This window comes from Salinisphaera sp. (assembly GCF_002729955.1).
In the GTDB taxonomy this organism is placed as follows: domain Bacteria; phylum Pseudomonadota; class Gammaproteobacteria; order Nevskiales; family Salinisphaeraceae; genus Salinisphaera.
The window spans coordinates 1-24,140 of record NZ_PBYA01000042.1 but is presented as its reverse complement, the minus strand read 5'-3'; the positions used below and the strand labels follow the sequence as shown (position 1 = coordinate 24,140).

Annotated in this window: 17 protein-coding genes; 4 read left to right on the top strand and 13 right to left on the bottom strand. The window is 64.7% G+C overall.

The features are described from left to right. Positions 1–176: 176 nt before the first annotated feature. Positions 177–4,883, bottom strand: a complete 4,707-nt coding sequence (locus CMN27_RS11840; RefSeq protein WP_293626684.1) for a tropomyosin — start codon at positions 4,881–4,883, stop codon at positions 177–179. Positions 4,884–5,299: 416 nt separating this feature from the next. On the opposite strand from CMN27_RS11840, the gene CMN27_RS11835 reads away from it, so the two are divergent. Genes CMN27_RS11835 through CMN27_RS11825 form a run of 3 tightly spaced genes read left to right on the top strand, consistent with a single transcriptional unit; the run spans position 5,300 to position 8,217 of the window. Continuing rightward, positions 5,300–6,469 (top strand): amidohydrolase, encoded by a 1,170-nt coding sequence (locus tag CMN27_RS11835; protein ID WP_293626683.1) that lies wholly within the window; start codon positions 5,300–5,302, stop codon positions 6,467–6,469. Positions 6,470–6,529: 60 nt separating this feature from the next. Beyond that, on the top strand, positions 6,530–6,757 hold the full coding sequence (locus CMN27_RS11830) for a hypothetical protein (protein ID WP_293626681.1): 228 nt from the start codon (positions 6,530–6,532) through the stop codon (positions 6,755–6,757). After that, positions 6,754–8,217: a sodium:solute symporter family protein gene (locus CMN27_RS11825; RefSeq protein ID WP_293626680.1), complete on the top strand. Its 1,464-nt coding sequence runs from the start codon at positions 6,754–6,756 to the stop codon at positions 8,215–8,217. Before CMN27_RS11830 ends, CMN27_RS11825 begins: the two co-directional genes overlap by 4 nt. A 107-nt stretch (positions 8,218–8,324) precedes the next feature. On the opposite strand, the gene CMN27_RS11820 is transcribed toward CMN27_RS11825, so the two are convergent. The 7 genes from CMN27_RS11820 to CMN27_RS11790 form a co-directional block, all read right to left on the bottom strand. After that, entirely contained in the window at positions 8,325–9,494 is a 1,170-nt protein-coding gene (locus tag CMN27_RS11820) for an acyl-CoA desaturase (protein WP_293626678.1), read from the bottom strand. A gap of 50 nt (positions 9,495–9,544) precedes the next feature. Beyond that, on the bottom strand, positions 9,545–10,603 hold the full coding sequence (locus tag CMN27_RS11815; RefSeq protein WP_293626676.1) for a ferredoxin reductase: 1,059 nt from the start codon (positions 10,601–10,603) through the stop codon (positions 9,545–9,547). 406 nt (positions 10,604–11,009) lie between these two features. After that, positions 11,010–11,825, bottom strand: a complete 816-nt coding sequence (gene murI / locus CMN27_RS11810; protein ID WP_293626674.1) for a glutamate racemase — start codon at positions 11,823–11,825, stop codon at positions 11,010–11,012. 94 nt (positions 11,826–11,919) lie between these two features. After that, positions 11,920–13,503 (bottom strand): gamma-glutamyltransferase family protein, encoded by a 1,584-nt coding sequence (locus CMN27_RS11805; RefSeq protein WP_293626672.1) that lies wholly within the window; start codon positions 13,501–13,503, stop codon positions 11,920–11,922. 311 nt (positions 13,504–13,814) lie between these two features. After that, positions 13,815–14,243, bottom strand: a complete 429-nt coding sequence (locus CMN27_RS11800; RefSeq protein WP_293626671.1) for a BLUF domain-containing protein — start codon at positions 14,241–14,243, stop codon at positions 13,815–13,817. A 15-nt stretch (positions 14,244–14,258) separates the two neighbouring features. Continuing rightward, positions 14,259–15,881 carry an EAL domain-containing protein gene (locus CMN27_RS11795; protein WP_293626669.1) on the bottom strand — a complete coding sequence of 541 codons (1,623 nt, stop codon included), beginning with the start codon at positions 15,879–15,881 and terminating at the stop codon, positions 14,259–14,261. 124 nt (positions 15,882–16,005) lie between these two features. Beyond that, positions 16,006–17,427, bottom strand: coding sequence for a sensor domain-containing diguanylate cyclase (locus CMN27_RS11790; protein ID WP_293626667.1), 1,422 nt, complete (start codon positions 17,425–17,427; stop codon positions 16,006–16,008). 263 nt (positions 17,428–17,690) lie between these two features. Here CMN27_RS11790 and CMN27_RS11785 point away from each other — a divergent pair, with 263 nt between their 5' ends. Beyond that, the gene (locus tag CMN27_RS11785) at positions 17,691–18,926 is read left to right on the top strand and encodes an MFS transporter (RefSeq protein WP_293626665.1); all 1,236 of its coding nucleotides are present in this window, start codon (positions 17,691–17,693) and stop codon (positions 18,924–18,926) included. Positions 18,927–18,959: 33 nt separating this feature from the next. Here the strand turns inward: CMN27_RS11785 and CMN27_RS11780 are convergent, their stop codons facing one another. From CMN27_RS11780 to CMN27_RS11760, 5 genes are all read right to left on the bottom strand, one after another. Further along, on the bottom strand, positions 18,960–19,349 hold the full coding sequence (locus CMN27_RS11780; RefSeq protein ID WP_293626664.1) for a DUF2267 domain-containing protein: 390 nt from the start codon (positions 19,347–19,349) through the stop codon (positions 18,960–18,962). 157 nt (positions 19,350–19,506) lie between these two features. Continuing rightward, entirely contained in the window at positions 19,507–21,927 is a 2,421-nt protein-coding gene (locus CMN27_RS11775; RefSeq protein ID WP_293626662.1) for a heavy metal translocating P-type ATPase, read from the bottom strand. After that, the gene (locus CMN27_RS11770; RefSeq protein ID WP_293626660.1) at positions 21,920–22,315 is read right to left on the bottom strand and encodes a MerR family DNA-binding protein; all 396 of its coding nucleotides are present in this window, start codon (positions 22,313–22,315) and stop codon (positions 21,920–21,922) included. The genes CMN27_RS11775 and CMN27_RS11770 overlap by 8 nt, the downstream gene beginning before the upstream one ends. Before the next feature lie 131 nt (positions 22,316–22,446). Next, on the bottom strand, positions 22,447–23,256 hold the full coding sequence (locus CMN27_RS11765) for a copper resistance protein B (protein ID WP_293626658.1): 810 nt from the start codon (positions 23,254–23,256) through the stop codon (positions 22,447–22,449). After that, positions 23,249–24,140, bottom strand: an 892-nt coding sequence (locus CMN27_RS11760; protein WP_293626656.1) for a multicopper oxidase domain-containing protein, incomplete at its 5' end; no start/stop codon positions are given. The genes CMN27_RS11760 and CMN27_RS11765, both read right to left, overlap by 8 nt.

Sequence of the window (24,140 nt, the reverse complement as noted above, 5' to 3'; positions counted from 1 at the left end):
GCTAGGCAACCTGTGCCGGTGGGCAGGCTGTTCGCGCGTGCGCGTGGCTACACATAAACGGCGAGCTTTGCCTATCACGATAGCTGAGACGCGTCGGGTCGCATCTATCATTGTGCGGGAAAAGCAAGGTTTCACTCGGTGTCGCAGGGTTCGCGCGCGAGCCCCGCGGCCTCGTTTCACCACGTCATGCCCACCCCGACCCGGGTAAGGGTGCGGCCGGCGCCCAGGCCGGTGCTGGTGCCGCCGCTGAGCATGACGCCGCTATCGAACAGCCGGGAAGCAGAGACGCCGACGGCGGATTCGCCGCCATAGGACGCCGCGCCCATGTTGAACGTCGAGCGGCCGTATTCCGGGGGCATGAGCGGGCTGCTGGCTGCGCTCGCGGCGATGCCGGCGAAAGAGTCACGACGCAGCTGATCCATGTCGCGCGCGAGGTTGTCGACGCGCAGGTCCAGGTTGCTGATGCGGTTGTCCACCGCCACGCCCCGCTCGACGAACTGCCCCACGTTGACGGCATCGGTGCGTTCGACGCCGGCGGCGACGTGGGTGACGCGTCGCTCGGCGCCGGCGCGGCCTACCGCCACGGTGTTATCGGCCGTGGCCTGGGAGCCGGCGCCGATGGCCACGCTGTTCTGGCCCTGGGCGACGCTGTCGGCGCCAATCGCCGTGCTGTGGTGGCCACTGGCCTGCGCCCGGGCGCCGTGGGCGGCGCTCAGGTCGCCGCTGGCCTGGGCATAGTCGCCGACGGCCGTTGTATTGAGACCACTGGCGGCGGAGCCGCCGCCGATTGCGACCGATGAACGCGCCACCGCGCCGCGGCCGATGGCGATCGATTCCGTACCCTGGGCCTCGGAGGCAGCGCCGATGGCCACACCGCCGTCCTTGAGCGCCGAGGCGCGCTCGCCAAACACGACGCTTTGCGTGCCCATGGCCTGGGCTGCATAGCCGACGGCGATACTGTATTCGCCGGCTGCGACGCTGCCGGCGCCGCTCGCCGTGCTCGCCGTGCCGGTGGCACGCGCGTTCTGGCCGGTGGCGGTGCTGTTGCGGGCGGCCGCCGTCGCGCCCGAGCCCATGGCGGTTGTGCCTTCATGGCTGGCGTGGGCGGCATTGCCGACCGCGGTGCTCTCCGTGCCGCTGGCGGTCGAGTTGTGGCCGGCGGCGAGCGAACTCTGGCCGCTCGCCGTGGCGTTCTGGCCGCCGCCGCTGTTGAGGTGGTCGCGCGAGTTCATGTTGATGGCCTGCATGCCGCGGGCCAGCGCATCCACGCGCGTATTCATGTTCAGCGCGTAGTCGTTGATCTGTACCAGACCGCTCTCGGTAGAGCCCAGGCGATCGCCCATGGTGGCCATGGTGCGGGTGGCTTCAGCCATGTCGCCGCTCAGGCGGCCGAAGTTGCGGCTCATGTCCTGATAGCGGGATTCATGGCCGTCGAGAGACTGTTCGATCTGGCTGACACGCTGCGATTGCTCGGCCGCTGCAGCCTGGGTGGCCGCGAGCTGGCCGGCAGTGGTCGACAGAGCCTTTTCGGCGCTGTCGATACGGCTGTCCTGACGGCCGACGCGCCCGCCCAGATCGGAGAGGGCGCGATCGCTGGCCAGGCGTTGTGCATGGTTTTCGGTCTGTGCACGTTCCATGTCTTGCAGGCGGCTGTCGTGCCCGGCGGTGGTCTGCTCGACGGTTGCCAGTTGGTTCTGGGCCTGTGCGATCGCGTTCGCCGTCTGTTCGGCCCGTGCATTGAGTGTGCCCACATTCCGCTCGGTAGCGGCATGCTGTTCGCTCAGGCGCGCGATGGCCCTGTCGCTGCCGTCGAGGCGCTGTGCGTTGTCGGCGGCATCGGATTGGGCTTGCCGCGAGCGGCTGTTCGCATCCGCAATCGCGGCTTCGCCTGCGGTCATGCGCCGGTCAAGATCGCCGACTGCGGCGTCGGTGGTATCGGCCCGGGTCTGGACGTCGGCCAGCGCCTTGTCGGCGCCGTCCATGCGTTGACCGACCGCGGTGAGACGGCGATCGGTGTCGTCCAGTCGCCCGGCGGTGGCATGGGCGGTGCGTTCGACGGTGTCGAGGCGTTCGGCGTTTTCGCCCAGACGGGATTCGGTGGCCGCCACGCGGGTTGTCGTCTCGGCCAGACCCTGCTCCGTGCGTGCCACGGCCGCGTCGTTTTCTTTGATGCGTGCGTCCATAGTGGCGACGCCAGCGCGCACGGTGTCGCTGTCCCGGCGCAGCGCGTCGAGATCGCGCTCGGTGCGATCGCTACGAGCTTCGACGTCCTCCAGGCGACGATCGGTGTCGGCAAGCGCGGTGGTGGTGTCGGCCGCGCTGCGTTCGATGGCGTCGAGCCGCTCGCCCTGGGCGGCCGCGACGGCCTTGCCCGTATCGAGCTCGCGTTGGACGTCGGCAAGGGCGTTTTCGGTTCGAGCGGTACGCCCGTTCAAGTCGCCGATCGCGGCGTCGCGGGAGTCGCCCTGCTGTCGGACAGCGTCGATCTGGCGCGTTGCTGCGTCCACCTGCTCGCCGATCTGAGTGACGGCCTGATCGGTTCTGTCACTGCGCTGGGTGAGATCGGCAATACCGCGTTCTGCGCTATCAGTGCGCTGAGCGATGGTATCGACGTTGGACTGCGTGACGTCGAGTCGCGCATCCGTCATGTCGGCCTGCTGGCGGGTATGCGCGATTGCCTGTTCGGTTACATCGGTACGCGATTTGAGCGCGTTCACCGAACGATCGGTGGCCTCGGTCTGGGTACGGATGTCGTCGACGTCTCGGGCTGTCGTATCGACACGGGCCGTCACATCAGCGATCGCGCGGTCGGTCTGGGCTGCGTGCTCGTTCAGGCCTTTCAGGGCGTTGTCCTGTGAATCCAGCCGGGTGGCGGTCTCGGCACCGGCGCGCTCCACGGCGCCGACTCGCTGGGCCTGTTGTTCGGCGCGATCTTCGGCGTCGTCAATGCGCCGATTGGCGTCGGCCAGTGCCTCGTTCGTGCGCGTCAGTTGGGTATCGGTTTGGTCGGCGCGGTGGCGTACGTCGGCGATGTCCTGGTCGGCCGCATCCGCGCGCCGGGTCAACTCCGAAAGCCCGAGATCGGTTTGGTCGACCCGTGTGGCCAGTTCCGATACGTCGCTTTCCGTACCGGCGGTACGCTGGCCGATGGTCTCCAGCGTACGATTCGTGCTTTCCAGGGCAGCGGCGGTGTCGCTGCCGGCGCGTTCGACGGCCTGCAGGCGTTGGTCGTGCTCGACGGCAAGCGCCTGCGTGTCGTCCAGTCGCTGTGTCGTATCCGACAGTTGGCGCGTTGTCTGTGCCAGCTGCGCGTCGGTGGCGTCCGCCCGTGTTTGTACATCGACCACGGACTTTTCGACGGCGTCCGTGCGTGCGTCGAGTGACTGCACGGCTTGCGTGGTCTGGCCGGCCTGCTCGTCGAGATGGTCGATCGCCTCGGCCTGCGTGGCGAGGTCCTTATCGATCGCACGGGTCTTCGTATCCAGTGCGTCCAGCTGTTGCGTGTGTTCGCCCAGTTGGCGGTCGGTTTCGGCCCGTGCCTGGGTGAGATTGTGGTCGACGGTATCGAGGCGCGCGTTCGTCGTAGCGATATCGCGGTCCGCCTGATCGATACGCGTGTCGAGCGCTGCCTGCACGCGATCGGTGACGTCCTGGCGAGCGACTGTCTGCTCGGCGGTCTGCTCGAGTTGCCCAAGCCGGTCCGCATGTTCGGCAATGGTTTGTTCGCTGCTATCGACACGCGTGCCAATCTCGCCCAGCGTTTGTTCGGTTTGCGTGTGGCGTGTGTCGGACGCGCTAAGCCGCTCGCCGAGGTCGGCGATATCGGCTTCGCTGTCTTGGGTGCGGCCTTGTAGTGCGTCCACCTGGCTCTGGGTGGCCGCAAGCCCGTCTTCACTCGACGCAAGCCGCGTATCCAGCTCGCTCAACGCACGGTCGGTTGCATCGGCGCGGGTTGCGAGCGTGTCCATGTTCTGGCCCACAACAGCCAGTTCGGCGGTCGTTTTCGCCTCCGCCTGTTCGAGCTCGGAGAGGCGGGTCGTGGTATCGCTGGAGCCGGCTTCGAGTTGGTCGAGGCGGCTGTTGTGTACCGTCGACGCTTCATCGTGGGTGTCGAGTCTTGCGCCGATGTCGGCGCTTTCGCTTTCGAGATTATCGAGTCGGGCGTCCTGCGCCTGGCCCTGTGAATCCTGGACAGCGAGGCGGCTTTCGACGTCGTTCAGGCGTGCGTCGCTCACGACCGCCTTTTCGGCGAGTGCGTCGACGCGCTCATCAACCGCGGCGACGCTGTCGTTCACGGTCTGGATGTCGCGGGTGGCTTGCGCGCCGTCGCGTTCGAGTTCGGTTACCCGGCTGTCGGTGGTGTCCAGTCGTTGTTCGGTTTGGCCGGTCTGCTGTTCCAGATTGGCCAGGCGCGCGTCTTGTACCGCTGAGTCCTCATCAAGGCGGTCGAGACGGTCATCGACGGCGCCAAGCGCAGTACCTATATCAGCGATATCGCTATCTATGCCATTGATCGCTTCCTGCGTGTTCGCGACGCGTTCGTCCAGAGTGCGGATGTCCTGTTCGGCCTGGCCGGTACGCTGGGTCACCGTATCCAGGCGTAGTGCATCCTCGGCCTGTTCGTTTTCGAGTGCTTCGACGCGCGTGTTCGTATTGGTGAAGTCGGTGGTGAGAAGATCGACATCAATACGCAGGCCGTCGGTTGTATCCGTCAGTGCCGTAATTTGGGCGGTATGCCGGTCCAGCAGCGCGCTTACGGATAAATCGACGATGGCCGCCTGGGTCGAGAATGCGGTCGATGCTGCACAAGCGCCGAAAAAAGCCAATAGAAACAGTCGTGAGAACGCGTAACCTCGCGTCGTCGATATATGACTTTCCGCCATGGCGCTTTTACTCCTCGAAGCGTCTTCTTATAAGAGCGCGACGCTTTCAGAGATACAGCGACGCGAATTGAAACCCGATAGTCAGTAGGCGGATTTAACACTCGCGATAGTTTTCTTATTCAATAGAGAAAGCGCATTTTTCGGCCGGTTATAGCGCAATTAACCGGCCAGACATTGCAGCGCAAAGGTTTCGCGAAAGGAACAGTCTTGGCGATTACCGTATTTCGATTCAACGCATTGATTGGCCTCTCGGCTATCGCTTGTTCGTGCCGCAACGAACCCGCAGACTGGCTGAAGTTGCCGCGGCATGAACGGTAGACAGATAGGCACGGGCAGAAGAATGCATAGTGCATGTATAAGCCCTATTTCTTATGCCCTGAATTTCTGTCGCTGAGGATATGATTGGAGATCTGATGTTGGATGAAGCGCCCGCGCACTGGCTCGCCTTTCGGCATGCCTTGCACGAAAACCCGGAGCTGGGATTCGAAGAGCAGGCCACGGCCGAGCGGGTCTGTGCCTGGCTGGACGAGCTGGGCGTGCAATATGAGCACGGTATCGGCGTGACCGGGATCGTGGCGTGGGTGCAGGGCGACCAGTCGGGCGGCGCGGTGCGGGTCGGCCTGCGGGCCGATATGGACGCGCTGCCGATTCATGAAACCAGCGGTGTGGCCCATGCTTCCAAAGTGGATGGGCGCATGCATGCCTGCGGCCACGATGGGCATACCACGATGTTGCTGGGTGCAGTGGAGCACTTCGCGGCCCATCGCGATTTCGCCGGCACGGTCTACTTCATCTTTCAACCGGCCGAAGAAGGCGTGGGCGGGGCCAGCGCGATGATCGCCGACGGGCTGTTCGAGCGCTACCCGATGGATACGGTGTATGCGCTGCACAACTGGCCGGCGTTGCCGATCGGCCAGTTCGGGCTGATCGAAGGCCCGATCATGGCAGGCGGCGATCGTGTGGACATCACGATTCACGGCCGCGGTGGCCACGGCGGGCTCAATCCGCATGGCTGTATCGACCCGGTACGGATCGCTGGCGATCTGATCACGCAGGCCCATGCCATCGTCGGCCGGGATATCGACCCGCTGGCGCCGGCGGTGCTCAGCCTGTGTTCGATTCAGGCCGGTGATCTGGCCGGTTTCGCGGTGATTCCGGATACCGCGCGGCTGTCCGGCACGCTGCGCGCGCTGGACAACGACACCCGCGAGAAACTCCGCGAACGCCTGCGTGCGATTTGTGCGGGGCTGGAAGCGAACTATGGCGCGACCATCGAGTTGTCCATCGAGGACAAGTTCAGCGTGACCTACAACCACGCCGGCCCGACCGCCAAGGCCCGCGCGGCGATCGCCTCGACGTTCGGCGAAGCCGCCCTCGCACCGAACTATCCGCCGTGCATGGGCGGCGAGGATTTCTCCTACATGCTGGATGTCTGCCCGGGGGCCTATATCCATGTCGGTTCGGGCGACGACGCGCACACGCACGGGCTGCATCACCCGGCCTACGATTTCAACGACCGCATCATGGCGCCGGGCATTGCGCTGTTCGTGCAGCTGGCCCGGGACACGCTCGCCCAGGGGGCGTAATCAGCCGCGGCCCGGCCAAATGCATTGGGGCCGGCCGGGCTTTTCATCGCAGGGAGCATCATGGAAAACAAACCCAGGCGTCGCAGTGCGACCGGCGCCTATATCGTGTTCTTGATCGCGGCGGTCACGCTAATGACCGTACCCGTATTCACCTTTGCGGATCGCGTCGAGCCGCTGGTGTTCGGGCTGCCGTTCAATCTGTTCTGGATCGTGCTGGTCGAGCTGGCCGCGTTCGTGGCCATTCTTTGCTTCTACGTCTATGAACACGGCCGCGGGAGCGAGACATGAGCAACTGGATGTTCGCGCTGGGCTCGATGCTGGTCTATCTGGTCATCGCATTCGCACTGGGGCTGCTGGCCGGTCGCAAGCGCTCGTTCTGGTCGGTGTCCGAATATGCGGTGGCCGATCGGGGACTGGGCTTCATCGTGGTCTGGTTCATGATGGGCGGTACGGTCTTCAGTGCCTTTGCCTTTCTGGGCGGGCCGGGGATGGCCTTCTCGCAGGGGGCGGCTGCGTATTTCGTGCCGGCCTATCTGGCGCTGGGCATTCTGCCCTGGTACGTGCTCGGGCCGAAGGTCGGGCGGATTGGCGCGCGCAAGAACTTCGTCACCCTGGGCGAGTTCGTGGGCGATCGTTATTGCTCACGCGCGCTCACGGTATTGATCGGCGTGATCTCGGTGCTGGCCTTCATCCAGTACCTGACGCTGCAGATCAAGGGCATGGCCTTCATCTTCAGCATTCTCACCGAAGGCGTGATCCCTTACTGGTTCGGCGCGCTGCTGGCCTATGGGATCGTGGTCATCTACGTGGCCAGTTCCGGCGTGCGCGGCGCGGCCTGGAGCGATGTGCTGCAGGGCGCGCTCATGCTCATCGTCGCCTGGGCGGTGGGCTTTTATCTGGTGAACACACTGCACGACGGGCCGAGCGACATGTTCTCGGCCATCAACGCCGCGCAGCCGGATTTTCTGACCATCGGGCGTGACGGCTCGCCCATGTCGGCGATGGCCTTTGCCTCGGTGATCGTGGTGTCGGCCCTGGGCTTTCTGATGTGGCCGCATCTGTTCACCAAGTCCTATACCACCACGGAAAAACGCATCAAGCTCACCACGCTGGCCTTCCCGCTGTTCGGTATTTTTCTGGTGCCGGTGCTGTTCGTGGGCTATGCCGGTATCGGCGTGGTCGCACCCGACGTGCTCGGCAGCGCCGACGAACTGTTGCCGTATCTCATCACCAACGAGCTCGGCGCCAGTGGCTGGCTCTATGGCCTGATCGGTGCGGGTTCGCTGGCCGCGGCCATGTCGTCGTCGGACGCGATCACGCACGGCGGTTCGGTGTCCTTCGGGCGCGACATCTGTCGCGCGGTCAAGCCGGATCTGTCCGAGCGCGCCCAGATCTGGATCATGCGCCTGGCCGTGGTCGGCATCGGCGCGGCGGCCTACTGGCTGTCGATTTTCGGCGCGGCCGGGATCATCGCGCTGCTGGTGGGCGCCTATGGCTCGATCGCGCAGTTCGTGCCTGCGGTCTACGGCGCACTGATCTGGAAGCGCGGCACCGCCGTGGGCGCGATCAGCGGCATGGTGGTCGGCATCGGCATCAACTACTACTACCAGATCGTGGTCGACACCACGCCCTGGGACATGAACGCGGGGCTTATCGGGCTGCTGTGCAATATCGCGATCTTCGTGGCCGTGAGCCTGATCACCAAGCCGGTTGATGAAGCACTTGCGGCTGAATATCGAAACGCCTAGAGCACGAGCGCTCTAGCGGTCTATGGATAGCGCGCTACCGAAGGGTAGCGCGCTGTCGGTCAGCCTGCGGGGTCAAGCATCGCCTGACCCTGTAAGGTATCTCGCTCTCAATGGGCAGCCGCCGTGGCCGCCGAGCCGTTCGTGCGCGTGCGCCGCTGGGCCTGCGTTTTCGCTGCCGGGCGTTCGTGGTGAATGCTAGAGGGCATGGGGCCCTTGCGCTTGCGCCGATGGGGCAGCGCCATGCGCAGGATGCGTTTCGCCACGCCACCAAGCTGTTTCGAGAACGGGCCGGTGTTGTAGTTGAGGTTGTAGCGCTCCGCGATCGCCTGGATCTTGGGCCCGATTTCGCGATAGCGGTTCGAGGGCATGTCCGGGAACAGATGGTGCTCGATCTGATAGCCCAGATGGCCGGTGAGCACATGAAACGGCACCGAGCCGTTCACGTTCGACGAGGCCAGTAGCTGGCGCAGATACCACTCGCCCTGGGTTTCGTTTTCGGTTTCCTCGATACGAAACATCTCGGCTTCTTCGGTGAAATGCCCGCAGAAGATGATCAGAAACGACCAGACGTTGCGGTTGAAGTTGGCGACCAGGTTGCCGGAAAACACGAACGGCGCCATCGGCCCGGCCAGCACCGGGAACAGCACATAATCCTTGAGCACCTGCCGGCGAACCTTGCGCCAGATATCGCGGCCCTGCGATAGCGCCTCGGCATAGCTCTTGTCCTTGCCCACACGCTCCCATTCCAGGTCGTGCAGAGCCACGCCCCACTGGAAGAATGCGGCGAGGGCGAGCACATAGAACGGCTGGAACAGAAAGGCCGGGTTCCATTTCTGGTCTTCGCTCATGCGCAGGATCGAATAGCCCACGTCGCGATCCATGCCCACGATATTGGTATAGGTGTGGTGCATGTAGTTGTGCGAATGCTTCCACTCGCGCCCGGGGCAGGTGTTGTCCCAGTCGTAGGTGGCCGAGTCCAGGGCCGGGTCCTGCATCCAGTCCCATTGGCCATGCATGGCGTTATGGCCGATTTCCATGTTCTCCAGAATCTTGGAAAGCGACAACAGCGCGGTGCCGGCCAGCCAGGCCGGCGGCAGGATGCCGGCAAACAGCAGCGCGCGCCCGGCCACTTCGGAAAAACGCTGGGTGTTGAGCACGCGATAGATATAGCGGGCGTCGTCCTTGCCGAGGCTTTTCATTACCTCGTCGCGCAGGGCGTCGAGTTCGGCGCCGAATTGTTCGACGTCGGCGTCGCTTAAATGTGTCGGTCGGCCCATGATTTGCTCCTCGGTTGGGTAGAACGACGTTCTTGCATCGAGAACGCCTGTTAGATTTCCAGCGCGACGTCGCCCGCCGCGGCATGGATACAGATCTGGATGTCGGTATCGCGGATCTCGCGCACTTCGTTGCTGCGCAGATCGCGCACCGTGCCCTCGCTCACGCGGCACTTGCAGCTGTGACAGATGCCCATGCGACAGCCGTAGGGCGGGTTCAGCCCGGCGTTTTCGGCCACTTCCAGCAGCGAGCCCTCGTCGCCGGAGGCCGCCACGTCGGATTTGATGAAATGCACCTCGCCTTCGCCCTGGGCGGCTTCGCGGCGACTGGATTCGAACTGTTCGCGAAAGATCGGCTTTGTAGTGCGTGCGTCGAGCAGCGATTCGGCCGCGTCCATGAAGCCCGACGGCCCGCACAGCCAGGTCATGCGTTCGCCAAGCTCGGGCACCTCGCGGTCGAGCGTGTCGCCATCGATACGCCCGTGCTCCTGGGTATAGCGGATGATGAGCGTCAGTGCGTCGTGCTCCTTGGCCAGCGCTTCGAGCTCGTCGGTATAGATCATGTCTTCGTCGGTGCTGGCGTAGTGCATGAACACCACGTCCGGCAGGCGATCGTCATCGATCCACGAGCGCAGAATACTCATCACCGGCGTAATGCCGCTGCCCGCACTCAGCAGCAGCGCCTTCGCCGGCGGTTCGACGTTGGGGTAGAAATCGCCTTCGGGGTGGCTCAGATAGACCAGCTGGCCGGCCTTGGCATGGTCCACCAGAAAATTGCTGACCACGCCGTCGCCGTTGCGCTTGACCGTGATTTCCACCCGATCGTCACGGGCCGCGCTGGCAATCGAAAAACAGCGGCGATGACGTACCCCGTCGAGATCGATCCCGAAGAGAATATGCTGGCCCGGCCGCGGTGTGATCCAGTTGTCGTTGGGGGCGATGGTGAGGGTGACGCTATCGGGCGTCTGGCGCTGGACGTCGGCAATGCGCCCGCGCGGCTCGTTGATGGACAGCTTGCTGTCGATCAAGCCCAGATAATGATCGACCGACAGCGGCGTGGTCAGGGACCGCGCCAGAGAGCTTTGCAGCACCTTCCTCACGATCGGTTTCATCGCATCTCCTCTCACGGCATCGCCGTTGCAATCGTGTGCGCTCTGCGGCGCGCTTCGACTGCTTATTCTGTTGGGTTTGTTGTAGCACAGGCGCTTCGTTTCAGATATGGCGCTGCTTTTCCACCCTTTCGGGGCGACGAATCGTACCCGGCGGCCGGAAACGTCTTTATCGATCAGGGATGTGTCGTTTGAAACGGATCATTTTACGATTAATATCGTGAAACCAGAGGCTTACGCTCAGGCCGCACAGACAACCGTTTAACGCCGGTTTCGGCGCTAATAATCGTCATCGAGTGAATTGGCGACGTTAAATCGCCATACGCGACGACCGATCGCCGGCGCAGACCGCACTGCAGCATGCCGTTATCGCGCAATTAAACGGCGACACACGGTTTTTTCGGGGCAGTCAGCCCGGCACCGCGACCCGCAAACCGAATTGCGCCATCAGCCGGCACTGGGCCGGGCCGGGTCGCCGGGATGTAAACACGGCAACCGGGTCTGTTGCCTCGCCGGTGCCGGCGCCAAGCTCGGCCGGGCTGAGAGCGGCCCCGGCCACGGTGACGACATGCCGGGCGATCGCCGGCGCCGGATCCAGCCACTGCACGGGCCAGGGGGCCAGCTGTTCGAACACATCGGTCAAGAAGGGGTAGTGGGTGCAGGCGAGTACCACGATATCGGTGCGCTGACCGGCCTTTTCGACAAAGCAGGGGTCGATTTCAGCGTGGATCGCTGCGTGGTCGTCGGTATCGCCCTGAACATGGGCCTCGGCCAGCCGGGCGAGCTGGCGGCTGCCCACGAGGTTGATTTCGCAATGGGCCGCGAACGTCGCGATCAACTGGCGGGTGTAGTCGCGGCGCACGGTCGCGGGCGTGGCCAGTACCGATACAAGCCCCGAGCGGCTGCGCTCGGCGGCCGGCTTGATTGCCGGTACCGTGCCCACGAAACAGGCGGCCGGGTAGGCGTGGCGCAGATCCGCGAGGGCGAGCGTGGCCGCCGTATTGCAGGCAATCACGACGATTTCCGGCGCGTGGTCGATCAACAGGCGGCCCATCAGTGCGATCAGGCGCTCGCGCAGCCGGTCTTCCTCCCAGTCGCCGTAGGGAAAACCGGCATCGTCGGCCACGTAGACGAAGTGGCGATCTGGCAGAACCTGGCGGATTTCGCGCAGCACGGTCAGCCCGCCGATGCCGGAGTCGAATACCAGAATAGGGCGCCGTGCCATGCCTGTTGCGATCTGCCTGCGAAAGCCCGCTATTCTGGCATGCTCCTGGCCTGAACCAAGCTAGGGAAGCTCTGACAGCTTGTGCAAAGCTTGCCTAGAGCGTGACCGCACCGCCGTCGGCGCGCGGGTCGCTCGCGCCTTCGCAGTAGCCCTCGGGGTGGCGCACGACGGCGCCGGCATGTCCGGCCAGGTCGGAAAAGGCATCGATCATCTCCACCTGATGTCCGGTGGCGATGAGTTCGTCGACCAGCGCCGGCTCGAAACGATCTTCCAGCTTAAGGCTGGTGGTGGCATCGCCCCAGGTCTTGCCCAGCAGCCAGCGCGGCGCGGTCACCGCTCGTTGCAGGCCCTGGCCGTACATCGCATAGCGCGAGAAGACCGCGGCCTGGGTCTGGGGTTGGCCTTCGCCGCCCATGGTGCCGTAGGCCATCACCCGGCCGTCGTTGAGTTCGGCCATGGTCGGATTCAGGGTATGGAAGGGGCGCTTGCCGGGGGCGAGCTGGTTCGCGCCCGGGGCCAGCGAAAAGCCCGCGCCCCGGTTCTGGAACGTCACCCCCGTATCCGGGCAGGTAAGGCCTGAGCCGAACTCCCAGAACACGCTCTGAATGAAGCTGACCATGGTGCCGTCGGCGTCGGTCGCCCCCATCCAGATGGTATCGCCGGCCTTGGCTTCGTAGGGCCAGTCCAGCGCCTTGCGCGGGTCGATGGCGCCGTGCAGTTCGTCCAGATGCGCCGCCTCCAGCCAGGATTCGGCCGGCCGGGTCATGTGGTCCGGGTCGCCCAGCTCCGCGTTGCGGATCAGAAACGCCTGTTTGGTCGCCTCGATCAGCCCGTGCAGATGGTCGAAGCCCTCGGCCTCGGCCACTTTCAGGCGGTCGAACAGGGCCAGAATCATCAGCGACGACACGCCCTGGGTCGGCGGCGGCATGTTGTAGATGGTGCCCACGGAAAGCGGCGTGGACAGCGGGGCGACCACGTCGGCCGCACACTGGGCCAGGTCGGATGCACGCAGCGGCGAACCCATGGCCTCGAGATAGGCGGCATGCGTGGCCGCCAGCGAGCCGGTGTAATAGCTGTCCAATCCTTCGCGGGCCAGCGTTTCCAGCGTATTGGCCAGGGCGGGCTGGGAAAAGATCTCGCCTTCGCGCGGCGCGCGCCCGCCGGGCAGGAAGATATCCGCGAAGCCGGGCACGTCGCGCAGCTCGTTTGCCTTGGCCGCGGTACAGGCGGCCTGGTTGCCGGTGGCCACGAAGCCGTCGCGGGCATGGGCGATCGCCGGTGCCAGCAAGGTGTCCAGCGCCATCGGTTCGCGCTCGAGCTGGTTCAAGGCGGCCTGCCAGCCGGCGATCGTTGCCGGGGCGGTCAGCGCCGCCCGGGCGCCGCGGGCCGGGATCTTGTCGTGATCGCCGTGGTCGGCATACCAGTCCGGCGTGGCCATAGCGGCGGCACGCCCGCAGGCCGATATGCCGACCGGCTTCTGGCCGGGTTTCTTGATCAGCCAGAAACCGTCGCCGCCGATCGAATTCATATGCGGATACACCACGGCGATGGTCGCCGCACTCGCCACCATGGCTTCAATGGCACTACCGCCGGCTGCCAGTACGTCACGTCCGGCCAGCGCGGCCGACAGATGGGGAGCGGTGACACAGCCGTAACGGCCTTTCGCGCTTTGCAGCATGAAGAGCGTCCTTTCGATCGGCGCGTCGCCGTGTCGGCGCGCCGGATATTCGCTGATACGTGGATGCCAGATGATGCCGCATACGCCCCGGAGCGTGCATGGATCGGTGGTGTCTTTGCGGTCTGAAGGCGGCGTTTGTTGCCCGTATCCCGGTCGTGTACGGCCTGCGGCCAAGGCATGAATAGGCATGCCTGCATCGGCGGAATCGTCGTTTTTACGCGTCTAACGAAGCGGTTCGTAACCGGCGAAAACATTGGCGACCGTCGCCCGTAGGACCGGCCTGTACATCGGTCGATGCGTCTTGCGTTTGTCTACGCAGGTTCGGCGTCGTGGAGGTTTGCGCGCAGCACGTTAAATATTTCGTTGCCGTCGAGCGTGTCGAATTCGAAGCCGGAATCGTGGCCCAGATGCCCGAAACGTTGCTCGGCGGCGGCCTGTGTGCCGACGTAGGCCATTGCCCAGTTGGAGAAAACGCGGGCATCCAGAGGCTCGAACAGCAGCACGGTCACGTTGGAGTGGCGTTCATCGCACTGAATACGTTCGAACGTGGCCTGGATCGCATGGTGCGGGCCTTCGAGCACTTGGGCGAAACAGCCCGCATTGAACATGAGCGCGCCGGTGATCTCTGCTCGGCGGTTGTTTTCGCGCGAGATTTCCAGAATACCGCCGATCTGCAGTTCGATCTCGTCGGTTATATCGTTGCGGCTCATATAGACGAGGCGGTACAGCGTATCGGTCATCGTGAATCCTGGGGGCTAGCCTGCCTGGGCCGTAGGCGGGGCAAACTGGTCGAGAAAATCGGCGATCTGATCGGCCGGCATGGGACGGGCGATGTAGTAGCCCTGGGCGCTGCTGCAGCCCTCTTGCTCGAGCTGGTGATATTGCTCGGCGGTTTCGATGCCTTCAGCGGTGGTGGCCATGCCGAGGTTCGAGCCCATCGCCAGAATGCCGCTGACCAGGGCGCTCGCCCGCGGCGACGGTTCGGCCTGGATGAAGGATTTGTCGATCTTGATCTTGGAGAACGGGAAGCTGTTGAGATAGCCCAGCGATGCATAGCCGGTGCCGAAATCGTCGATCGCGATGGCCACGCCCAGTTCCTGAATGGCCCAGAGCCGACGCATGATCGCTTCCGATTCATCGAGGAACAGGCCTTCGGTAATCTCCAGCTCGAGACGCGCCGGCGCGAGGCCGCTGTGGGCGAGCGCATCGCGAACGACGTCGATGATGGTGTCGTCGACGAACTGGGCCGGGGAGACGTTGACCGCCACGATCAGGCGTTCGTCGCGCCAGGTCATGGCCTGTTCACAGGCCTTGCGAATCACCCAGCGGCCGATGGATGCGATTTCACCGATCTCTTCGGCCAGCGGGATGAAGTTCAGCGGCGATACGCGCCCGCGCGTGGGGTGCTCCCAGCGAATCAGCGCTTCGAAGCCGATCACGCGTTCGTCGCGGATCGAGGTCTGTGGCTGATAGTGCAGGGTGAATTGGCGCAGGCCGAGCGCGCGCCGCAGATCGACTTCAAAGGCGCGCCGGTCGAAGGCGCGTTGTTCCAGCTGGGACTGGAACACGTAATGGCCGGCGCGCCCCTGATGCTTGGCCTCGTAGAGGGCGAGATCGGCATGGCGCAACAGGTCCTGAAGCTGTTCGCTGTCGCCCACGAGCGTGGCAATGCCGATGCTCGCACCGATATTGATCTGGTGGCCGTTGACCAGAAACGGGCGCCCGAGCAGGTTGACCAGTCGGGCCGCCAGCGCTTCGAGGCCTTCGCGCCGTTTCTCTTCCGGTATGAGGATCACGAATTCGTCGCCGCCGAGCCGGATGAGCGTATCGTTGCCGCGGGTCGAGGCGCGAATACGCTGGGCGACCAGCACCAGCAGTTCGTCGCCGGCGCCGTGCCCGAGCGTGTCGTTGACCTGCTTGAAGTGGTCGAGGTCGATGACGAGCACGGCCGCGCAGCGCGCGCCGGTGGCTTCGAGCTCACGCAGGCGTTCGGCATACATCAGCCGGTTGCCGAAGCCGGTCAATGGATCGAGCTGTGCGGCGAGATCGAGCGTGGACTCTTCGCGACGGGGCCAGCCGCTGGCTACGATAACCATGCGTTGGTCGTCGCGGCGTGCGCCGATATAGAACGTCAGCGTCCGGCCGGGCGCGATCTCGATGGTGAGCGCCGATTCGCCGATATCGCGCAGCTGCCATTCGAGCAGATCGCGGGAACGGGCTTCAGGCAGGGTGATATCCGTGAGCCGGCGCGGCAGCACCTCAATATTCAGCCGCCGGGCGAACGTGGTATTGGCATACGTAATGACGTTGTCGCCATCGATAATGGCGATGCCCGTGGCAAGCGCCTCAAGCTCCGTCACGCTGTCGATCATGCTCATGGCCCGTTCGTCGCGCGCAGCGACAATAGACAGACCGGCACAGCCGGGTCTGCGCTAATAAATTGGTAGTACGACGTTTGATCGGCGGTTGCGCCGCCAACTTGAACGGATGTTTGGCTGTCGGCTAGCCGCAGTTCACGCGGTCGCGGCCGTCGTCCTTGGCGCTGTAGAGCGCATCGTCGGCGCGCTTGAGCACCTGAGCCGGCGTCTCGTCGTTCTGGGCGCAGGTCACCCCGGCGGAGACGGTGAGGGTGATTTGCTCGCCTTCGATTTCGAGCGGGGTATCGCGTACGCGAGCCACGAGGCGCTCGAGCGTGTTGGCGGCCGCGGGCAGCGTTGTTTCGGGTAGCAGCGCCAGAAATTCCTCCCCACCCCAGCGGCCGATCGTGTCGCTGTTGCGCAGCGTCTGGCGCGCGATATCGGCGAACAGTTTGAGCGCGGCATCGCCGGCGGCGTGGCCGTAGCGGTCGTTGAGCTGCTTAAAGTGATCGAAATCGATCAGGGCCACGCTCAGGTTGCGCGTATAGCGCTGGCCGCGATTGAGTTCATGATCGAGCTGCTCGGAGAGCAGCCGCCGGTTGGCCAAGCCGGTCAACTCGTCCTGCGTGGCAAGCGTTTGAAGTCGTTCGTGCGCATGGCGAAGTGCGGCGAGATCCTGTTCGCGCGCGATTTCATGACCCAGCCACTGGGCGAACATGGCGATCAGATCGTAGTCTTGCTGAGTGAAGGGGGACGACGGCAGAGAGCTGGAGAAACTCAACACACCATAAACACGGCCGTCCACGGTGATCGGGGCGCCCAGATACGACTCGAGCCGGAATTTCGCATAGCAGGGATGGGCGTTGAGTTTGCTCTCGCCGGCGTGATGAACGCCGAACGGACCCCGCTTCGAAAGCACGTGATAGCAGTACGTATCGGGCAGTTCATAGATAGCGCCGACGGCGATGCTGCCGTCCGGCGATTCGGCCTCTTTGACTTCGTAGCGCTGGCCGTCGATTTTTGCGACCACCCCGTAGGCCATGGCGAAATGCTGGACGCCCAGCTCGACAATCTCACGCCGGCGTTGCTCGAACCCGCGGGTCGGATCGGACGTGATCTGGTTGAGCGAGTGCAGCACCTTGTTCGTGGCGATATGCGACGATACGTCGCGAATAATCCCCAAAAACAGTGGCGTGCCGCGGTCGCCGTGGCGGATCGCACCGGCGGTGGTCTCACCTTCGAATACGCTGCCGTCGCGACGCCGATAGCGCATGAGATAAGTATGACGGGCGTCGTCGGCCTGGGCGTTGTAGCGCGTCGCGCCGAGCTGCTCGAAATCTTCACGCCGCTCGTATAACTCCGCCGTGGAAAGGCCGGCGAATTCATCTGCGGTATAACGAAAGAGCCGGTTGGCAGCTTCGTTGGTCATCACCACCTGCCGGTCGACGTCGCTGACGATGACGGCCTCGCTGACCTCGGCAAACACCCGGGCGAGCAGAACACGCAGCGACTGGCTGTCGAGCGCCAGTGCTTCGTCTGCGATCCTACCTTCTTTTAGGTTTTTCAAAATGCCCCTCCCCTGGCACGCGTAGGGTCGCGTGTTTTGCCGCCGAACATCGCGTGTGCGATTTGGCCACCTGCAAAGCGTACCGCAAACCAGCCGGGGGCTTTGTGCGAAGTATGGCTTTTATCGTCGGCCGGGCATGTGCTATGCCATACCCGGCGGCGTCAAGACCGCTTTGATCCGCGAACTGGAGGATAAGCCTTGCTGATCGACCAGCCGGTATATTCGTGGCGTGTGCGTGGTCGCGCGCCGGTCGAGCCCGAACGATGACGGTCAACGCGTCGAGCACCGGCGTGGCTGATCCCACGGGTCGCTGGCAGGCATTGCTGGTTCTCGCGGCGGCGCTGCTTTTGGGCATGACGGCCTGGTTTTCTGCCACTGCCGTCGTGCCGCAGCTGCGGGCCAGCTGGGCCCTATCGCCGGGCGCGGCAGCCTGGATGACCATCGCGGTACAGCTCGGCTTCGTGGCCGGGGCGTTGGCCAGCGCCGTTTTCAATATCGCCGATCGCGTCAGCCCGCGCCGGCTGATGTTCTATGGCGCGGCGCTGGCCGCCGTGTCCAATGCGGCGTTGTTGCTCACGCCGCCCGTCGTTCTTGCGGTGGTGCTGCGTGCCATCACCGGCTTCGGCCTGGCCAGCGTCTATCCGCCGGCGATGAAAGCGATGGCGACCTGGTTCAAGCGAAAGCGCGGCACGGCGCTGGGCATCATGGTGGGCGCGCTCACCCTCGGCTCGGCCGCGCCGCATCTGGTCAACGGCCTCGGCGGGCTGGACTGGCGCGTGGTGATTGCCGCGAGTTCGATCATGTCGCTCGCTGGCGGCGCGATCGCCCGTTATCTGGGGCGCGATGGCCCGTTCGACTTTCCACAGGCAGTGTTCGATCCGCGCAAGGCCTGGCAGGTGTTTGCGGACCGGCCGGTGCGTCTGGCCTGTATCGGCTACTTTGGCCACATGTGGGAGCTCTATGCGATGTGGGCCTGGTTCGGCGTGTTTGTAGGCGATGTGCTCCAGGCCCATGCCTTCGAGGCGCCGCGGGCGCTGGGCGCGCTCGCCACCTTCGCCGTGATTGGCATCGGCGCCGCGGGCTGCTGGGTGGGCGGTATTCTGGGCGATCGCTGGGGCCGGGGGCAGGCCACCGTGCTGGCCATGAGCATTTCCGGCGTCTGTGCGCTGGCCATTGGCTTCATTCCGGCGAGTGCCTGGCCGCTCATTCTCGTCGTGGGCCTGATCTGGGGCTTCTGGGTGGTGGCCGATTCGGCCCAGTTCTCGACCGCGATCACCGAGCTGGGCGATCAACGCTATGTGGGCACCGCGCTTACGCTGCAGCAGGCGATCGGCTATGTGCTGACCATCCCCACGATCTGGCTGATACCGATCGTGCATGAAGCGCTCGGCTGGTCGTATGCCTTCGCCCTGCTCGCGCTCGGGCCGTTGGTGGGCACCATTGCCATGCGCAAGCTGGCCGTGATCGAAAATGCGCGGGCAGGCGGGCACGCCGGCTAGGCCGGCAGGCTCTGCCGTGCCCGCGCGGGTATATCAGCTGGCCAGCAGCGTATTCAGTTCGGCCGGCAGGTCGAAGGTCACATCGACGAATTCGCCGGTGGTCACCGCCTGTTTGAGCGTATTGATCACCGCACGCACCGGGCCCTGCACGTCGTTGGCGTCCATATTGGCGCGGGTGGCGACTTCGCTATAGAAGTCGTCGAGGGCCACCGTGTCTTCGGCCTGACCGGTCTGCTGCTGTCCGCCCTTGAGCGCGGACTGGGACAGCTCCGAGGGCAGCTGCGAGGTGAGCTGGCGGATTTCTTCCTGCGGCAGGTGCAGGCACAGCGACTCGATGGTCGCAAAGGTGACGTTGGTGGCCACGGTACGGTCGTTCACGGCCGAGGCCTTTTCTACGCGGGCAATGAAATCTTCGGTCTGCATGGGGCAATCCTTGTGCTGTCGTTCGATTCGGACACGCCGTCAAACGCATCCACTGGCCGGAGACTGTGCCCGCACGTCCCCCGCGCGGCTATCGGGACAACCACGTAATTGCGGTCACGCACGGGCCGCGGGCGGGGCCGCTCGCAACAAAGATCGGTCAGAGCGAGGCCCCGCGCAGGCGCAGCGCATTGGTGATGACCGACACCGACGACAGGCTCATCGCTGCCGCGGCGAGCATGGGCGACAGCAGCGTGCCCAGCAGCGGATAAAGCACGCCCGCCGCGATGGGTACGCCGATGCCGTTGTAGGCAAAGGCAAAGAACAGGTTCTGACGAATATTGCGCATGCTCTGGGCGGACAGTCGCTGCGCCTTGGCGATGCCGCGCAGATCGCCCTTCACCAGCGTGATCGGGGCGCTTTCCATGGCGATATCCGTGCCGGTGCCCATGGCGATACCCACATCGGCCTGGGCCAGCGCCGGTGCATCGTTCACGCCGTCGCCGGCCATGGCGACGCGATAGCCCTGTTGCTGGAGTTGTTCCACCAGGGCGTGCTTGTCTTCGGGCAGGGCGCCGGCATGCACTTCGTCAATGCCCAGCTCGTGGGCGACCGCTTTCGCCGTGGCTTCGCTGTCGCCGGTGAGCATCACCAGCCGCAGGCCGGCCTCGTGCAGGATCGCCACCGCATCGCGGGTATTCGCCTTGATCGGGTCGGCCACGGCCACGAAGCCCGCCAGCGCGCCGTCGACGGCGACCCACATCACCGTTTCGCCGCCGCCACGGCGTTCGTTGGCCTGGGTGGTCAGGGCGGTGGTGTCGATGTGGTTGTGCGTCATCAACGCGGCATTGCCGATCTGGACTGTACGGTCGTCGATACGCCCGGTCACGCCCCGGCCGGTGATCGATTCAAAATCGCCGGCCTGCTCGAGCGTCAGTTCGCGTTCGTCGGCGGCCGCGCAGATCGCGCGCGCCAGCGGATGCTCGCTGGCGCGCTCCAGACTCGCAGCCAGGCGCAACAGGTCGGCCTCGTCGAAGCCGTCCGCGGTTTCGATGGCGACCACACGCGGCGCGCCCTCGGTGAGCGTGCCGGTCTTGTCCATGAGCAGCACGTCCACGTCCTGCATGCGCTCGAGCGCTTCGGCATCGCGTATGAGCACGCCTTCACGCGCGCCGCGTCCGATGCCGACCATTACCGACATGGGTGTGGCAAGACCCAGCGCACAGGGGCAGGCGATGATGAGCACGGAAATGGCCGCGACCAGCGCATGCGAGAGAGCCGGCGCCGGGCCGAACAACGCCCACGCCGCGAAGGCGATGACGGCGGCGAGCACCACGGCCGGCACGAACACGCCGGCCACCTTGTCGGCCATGCCCTGAATCGGCGCGCGTGAACGCTGGGCCGCAGCCACCATATCCACGATGCGCGAGAGCACCGTATCGTCGCCGACCGATTCGGCCCGCATCACGAAGCTGCCGGCCTGATTGACCGTGCCGCCGGTGACTGTGTCGCCGGACTGTTTGTTCTGCGGCTCGGGCTCGCCGGTGATCATGGATTCATCGAGGGTGGAGCGCCCGTCGACGATCACCCCGTCCACCGGCACCTTTTCGCCCGGGCGTACCCGCAGCCGATCGCCCTTGGCCAGATCGTCGAGGGCGACATCGGTTTCGTTGCCCTTATCGTCGAGGCGGTGGGCGCTGGGCGGCGCGAGGTCGAGCAGCGCGGAGAGTGCGCGCGAGGTGGCACCGCGTGCCCGGGCCTCCATGACCTGGCCCAGCAGAATCAGGGTGATGATCACGGCCGCCGCTTCGAAATACAGGGGTGTATGCCCGTTCTGGGCGAACGCCTCGGGCAGCAGGCCGGGCAGTAGCAGCGCGAATAACGAAAACCCGTAGGCCGCGCCCACGCCCAGGGCGATCAGCGTCCACATATTGGGGCTGACGTTGACCACCGACTGCCAGGCACGCTTGAAGGCAAAGCCCCCGCAATAGAACACCACCGGCGTGGCCAGGGCGAACTGCAGCCAGCCGAAGCCTGCGCCCAGCCAGCCGTGCAGATCCACGCCGGGGATCATGTCGCCCATGGCCAGTATGAACACCGCCCCGGCCAGCGGCAGGCTGATCCAGAACCGGCGCAGCATGGCCTTGAGTTCCGGGTCTTCGCTATCCGGCGTGACGGTGGTCGGCTCCAGCGCCATGCCGCACTTGGGGCAGTCGCCGGGTTTGTCTTCGACCACTTCCGGATGCATGGGGCAGGTGTACTGCGTCTGGCGTTTCGGCGGTTGGGCGGGCTCAAGGGCCATGCCACATTTGGGGCAATCGTCCGGGTGGTCGCTTTCCACGCCCGGGCACATCGGGCAGATATAGCGGGTGCCGGGCGGCGCGGGCGTGTCGTCTTGCACCGGGTTCAGAAACGATTCCGGATCGGCGGCAAAGCGCTCGCGACAGCGCGCGCAGCAGAAATGATAGGTCTGGCCGGCGTGCTCGTAGCTCGGTTTTTCGCCGGGCACGACGCTCATGCCGCAGACCGGATCCTTGACCGTATTCTCGCCGTTGGCCTGTGCGTGGCAGCAATCACTCATTGTCGTTCAACGTTTCGATGATGGGGCAGCCCTCGACCGGCCCGTGACCGGAGCAGCGTCGGGTCATGTCTTCGAGCGCGGCGCGCATGCGCTGCAGATCGTCCAGACGGGTTTCGATCTCTTCGAGCTTGGCCTCGGCAATCGCCTTGATATCCGCCCGCTGGCCGCCGGCCTGCAGCTGCAGCAGGGCCGAGATCTCGTCGAGCGTGAAGCCCAGCCGCTTCGAGCGGCGGATGAAGCGCAGCCGTTGCACGGCATCGCCCGGATAGCGTCGATAGCCGCTGGCCGCACGCGGCGGCTCCGGCATCAAGCCTCGCCGTTCGTAGTAGCGAATGGTTTCGATGCCCGTATCCGTGGCCTTGGCCAGTTGTCCGATCGAATAGGTCATGGCGTCACCTGTGTAGGGACTTCAAACCTTAAGTCTGTAGTCGGCTACAGAGTCAAGTGTTTGTTGCGGCGGTGGCGCCGATTCGGGGGGCTGACCAGGGACCGCCGCTTCCGGGCCTTCGACCGTGGGCGCTAGTACCAGGCGCGCACCCCCAAAACGAGCGCGGTCGAAGAGGTGGGCTCGCCCTCGACGCGGGCCATGTCCTTCGTTTCGCCGTAGCTCTGCTCCCAGCGCACACCGATATAAGGGGCGAATTCGCGCATGAGCTCGTAGCGCAGGCGCAGCCCCATCTCGGTGTTGTTCAGGCCGCTGCCCACGCCGTAGGCCGCCACATCCTGGGCGGCGGCATTGATCTCGACCCGTGGCTGCAGGATCAGCTTCTGGGTGAGCAGCAGTTCATATTCGAACTCGCCGCGAAAGCTGGCGTCCCCGTCTTCACTGACGAACACGGCCAGGTCGGTTTCGAGCCAGTACGGGGCCAGGCCCTGGAGCCCGAGCACGGCAAAGCCGCGGTCCGGATTCGGGTTGGTGTCATAACGCAGGCCCGCCTGGGCGTTCCAGAACGGCGAGATCGTGCGGCTGTAGAGGGCCTGGAATTCGGTGTCTTCGGGCGAGCCGCCGCGCATGGGCCCTTCGCCTTCGCTCTTGAGCCAGAGCTTGTTGAGATCACCGCCGATCCAGGCCTGGGCATCCCAGAGATAGTTGTTCGTGCCCTCGACGTCGCCGTATTCGAGCCGGTCGAGCAGCACGAAGGTATGGGTCTGCTTGTCATGGATCGGTTTGCTCCATGCGGCTGGGGCGCCACTGTTGGGATCGGCCGGGCCCGCGGGAATCACCGAGTCCAGCGCGGCCTTGCCGTCGCCATCAGCCTGGGCCCAGGCCGACGTATTCACGCCCGACAGCAGGGCGCAGCACAGCAGCGTGAGTGCTTGTTTATGCATCGACGCCTCCCGCCTGGTCGCTCACGCGCACAACGCGAAACATGCCCATTTCCATGTGGTAGAGCAGATGGCAATGGAACGCCCAGCGGCCCGGCTCGTCGGCGGTGACGAGCAGCGAGGCACGCGAGGCCGGCAGCACGCTCAGGGTGTGCTTGAATGGCAGCCGGTCGCCCTGGCCGTTTTCCAGCTCCATGAACATGCCGTGTAGATGGATCGGGTGTTCCATCATGGTGTCGTTGACCAGAATCAGGCGGATGCGCTCGCCATAGGGGAATTCGATCGGCGTCGAATCGGCGTATTTCACCCCGTCGAAGGACCACATGTAGCGGTCCATGTTGCCGGTCAGGTGGATTTCGATGGTGCGGGAGGGCTCGCGGCGATCCTGCATGGGCCGCAGGTTGCGCAGCTGGCTGTAGGTGAGTACGCGATGATCGACGTCTTCCAGGCCGGTGCCACGCTCGGCCAGCCGGTCGCGCTGGACGTTGGCGACATTGATATTGCCGGGGCCGTGCATGTCGGGCCCGTGCTCGGCGACGACCGGCCCTGCCTGTACCATCATCGCGCCGGTGCCCATGCTGCCGGCGTTCGGCCCGGTGCCGTGGGCCATCTTCTGCATGTCGTGGTGTTTGCCTGGCTTGTCGGTTCTCTTCTTCGACCCGTCCATGGCATGGGTCGAGTGGACCATACCGGCCATGTCGTGCGTCTTGTCTGCATCTGACATCTTCCGCATCGAGCCGTGGTCCATGGCCTTGCCGCCATGGGCCATCGTCTGGGCATGCTGGCCGTGGTTCATCTGCATGCCGCCCATGTCCATATGGCTCATGTCCATGCCCATATCCATCATCGTGCGCTGCGGCTGTTCGCGCAGCGCGGGCACGGGAGCG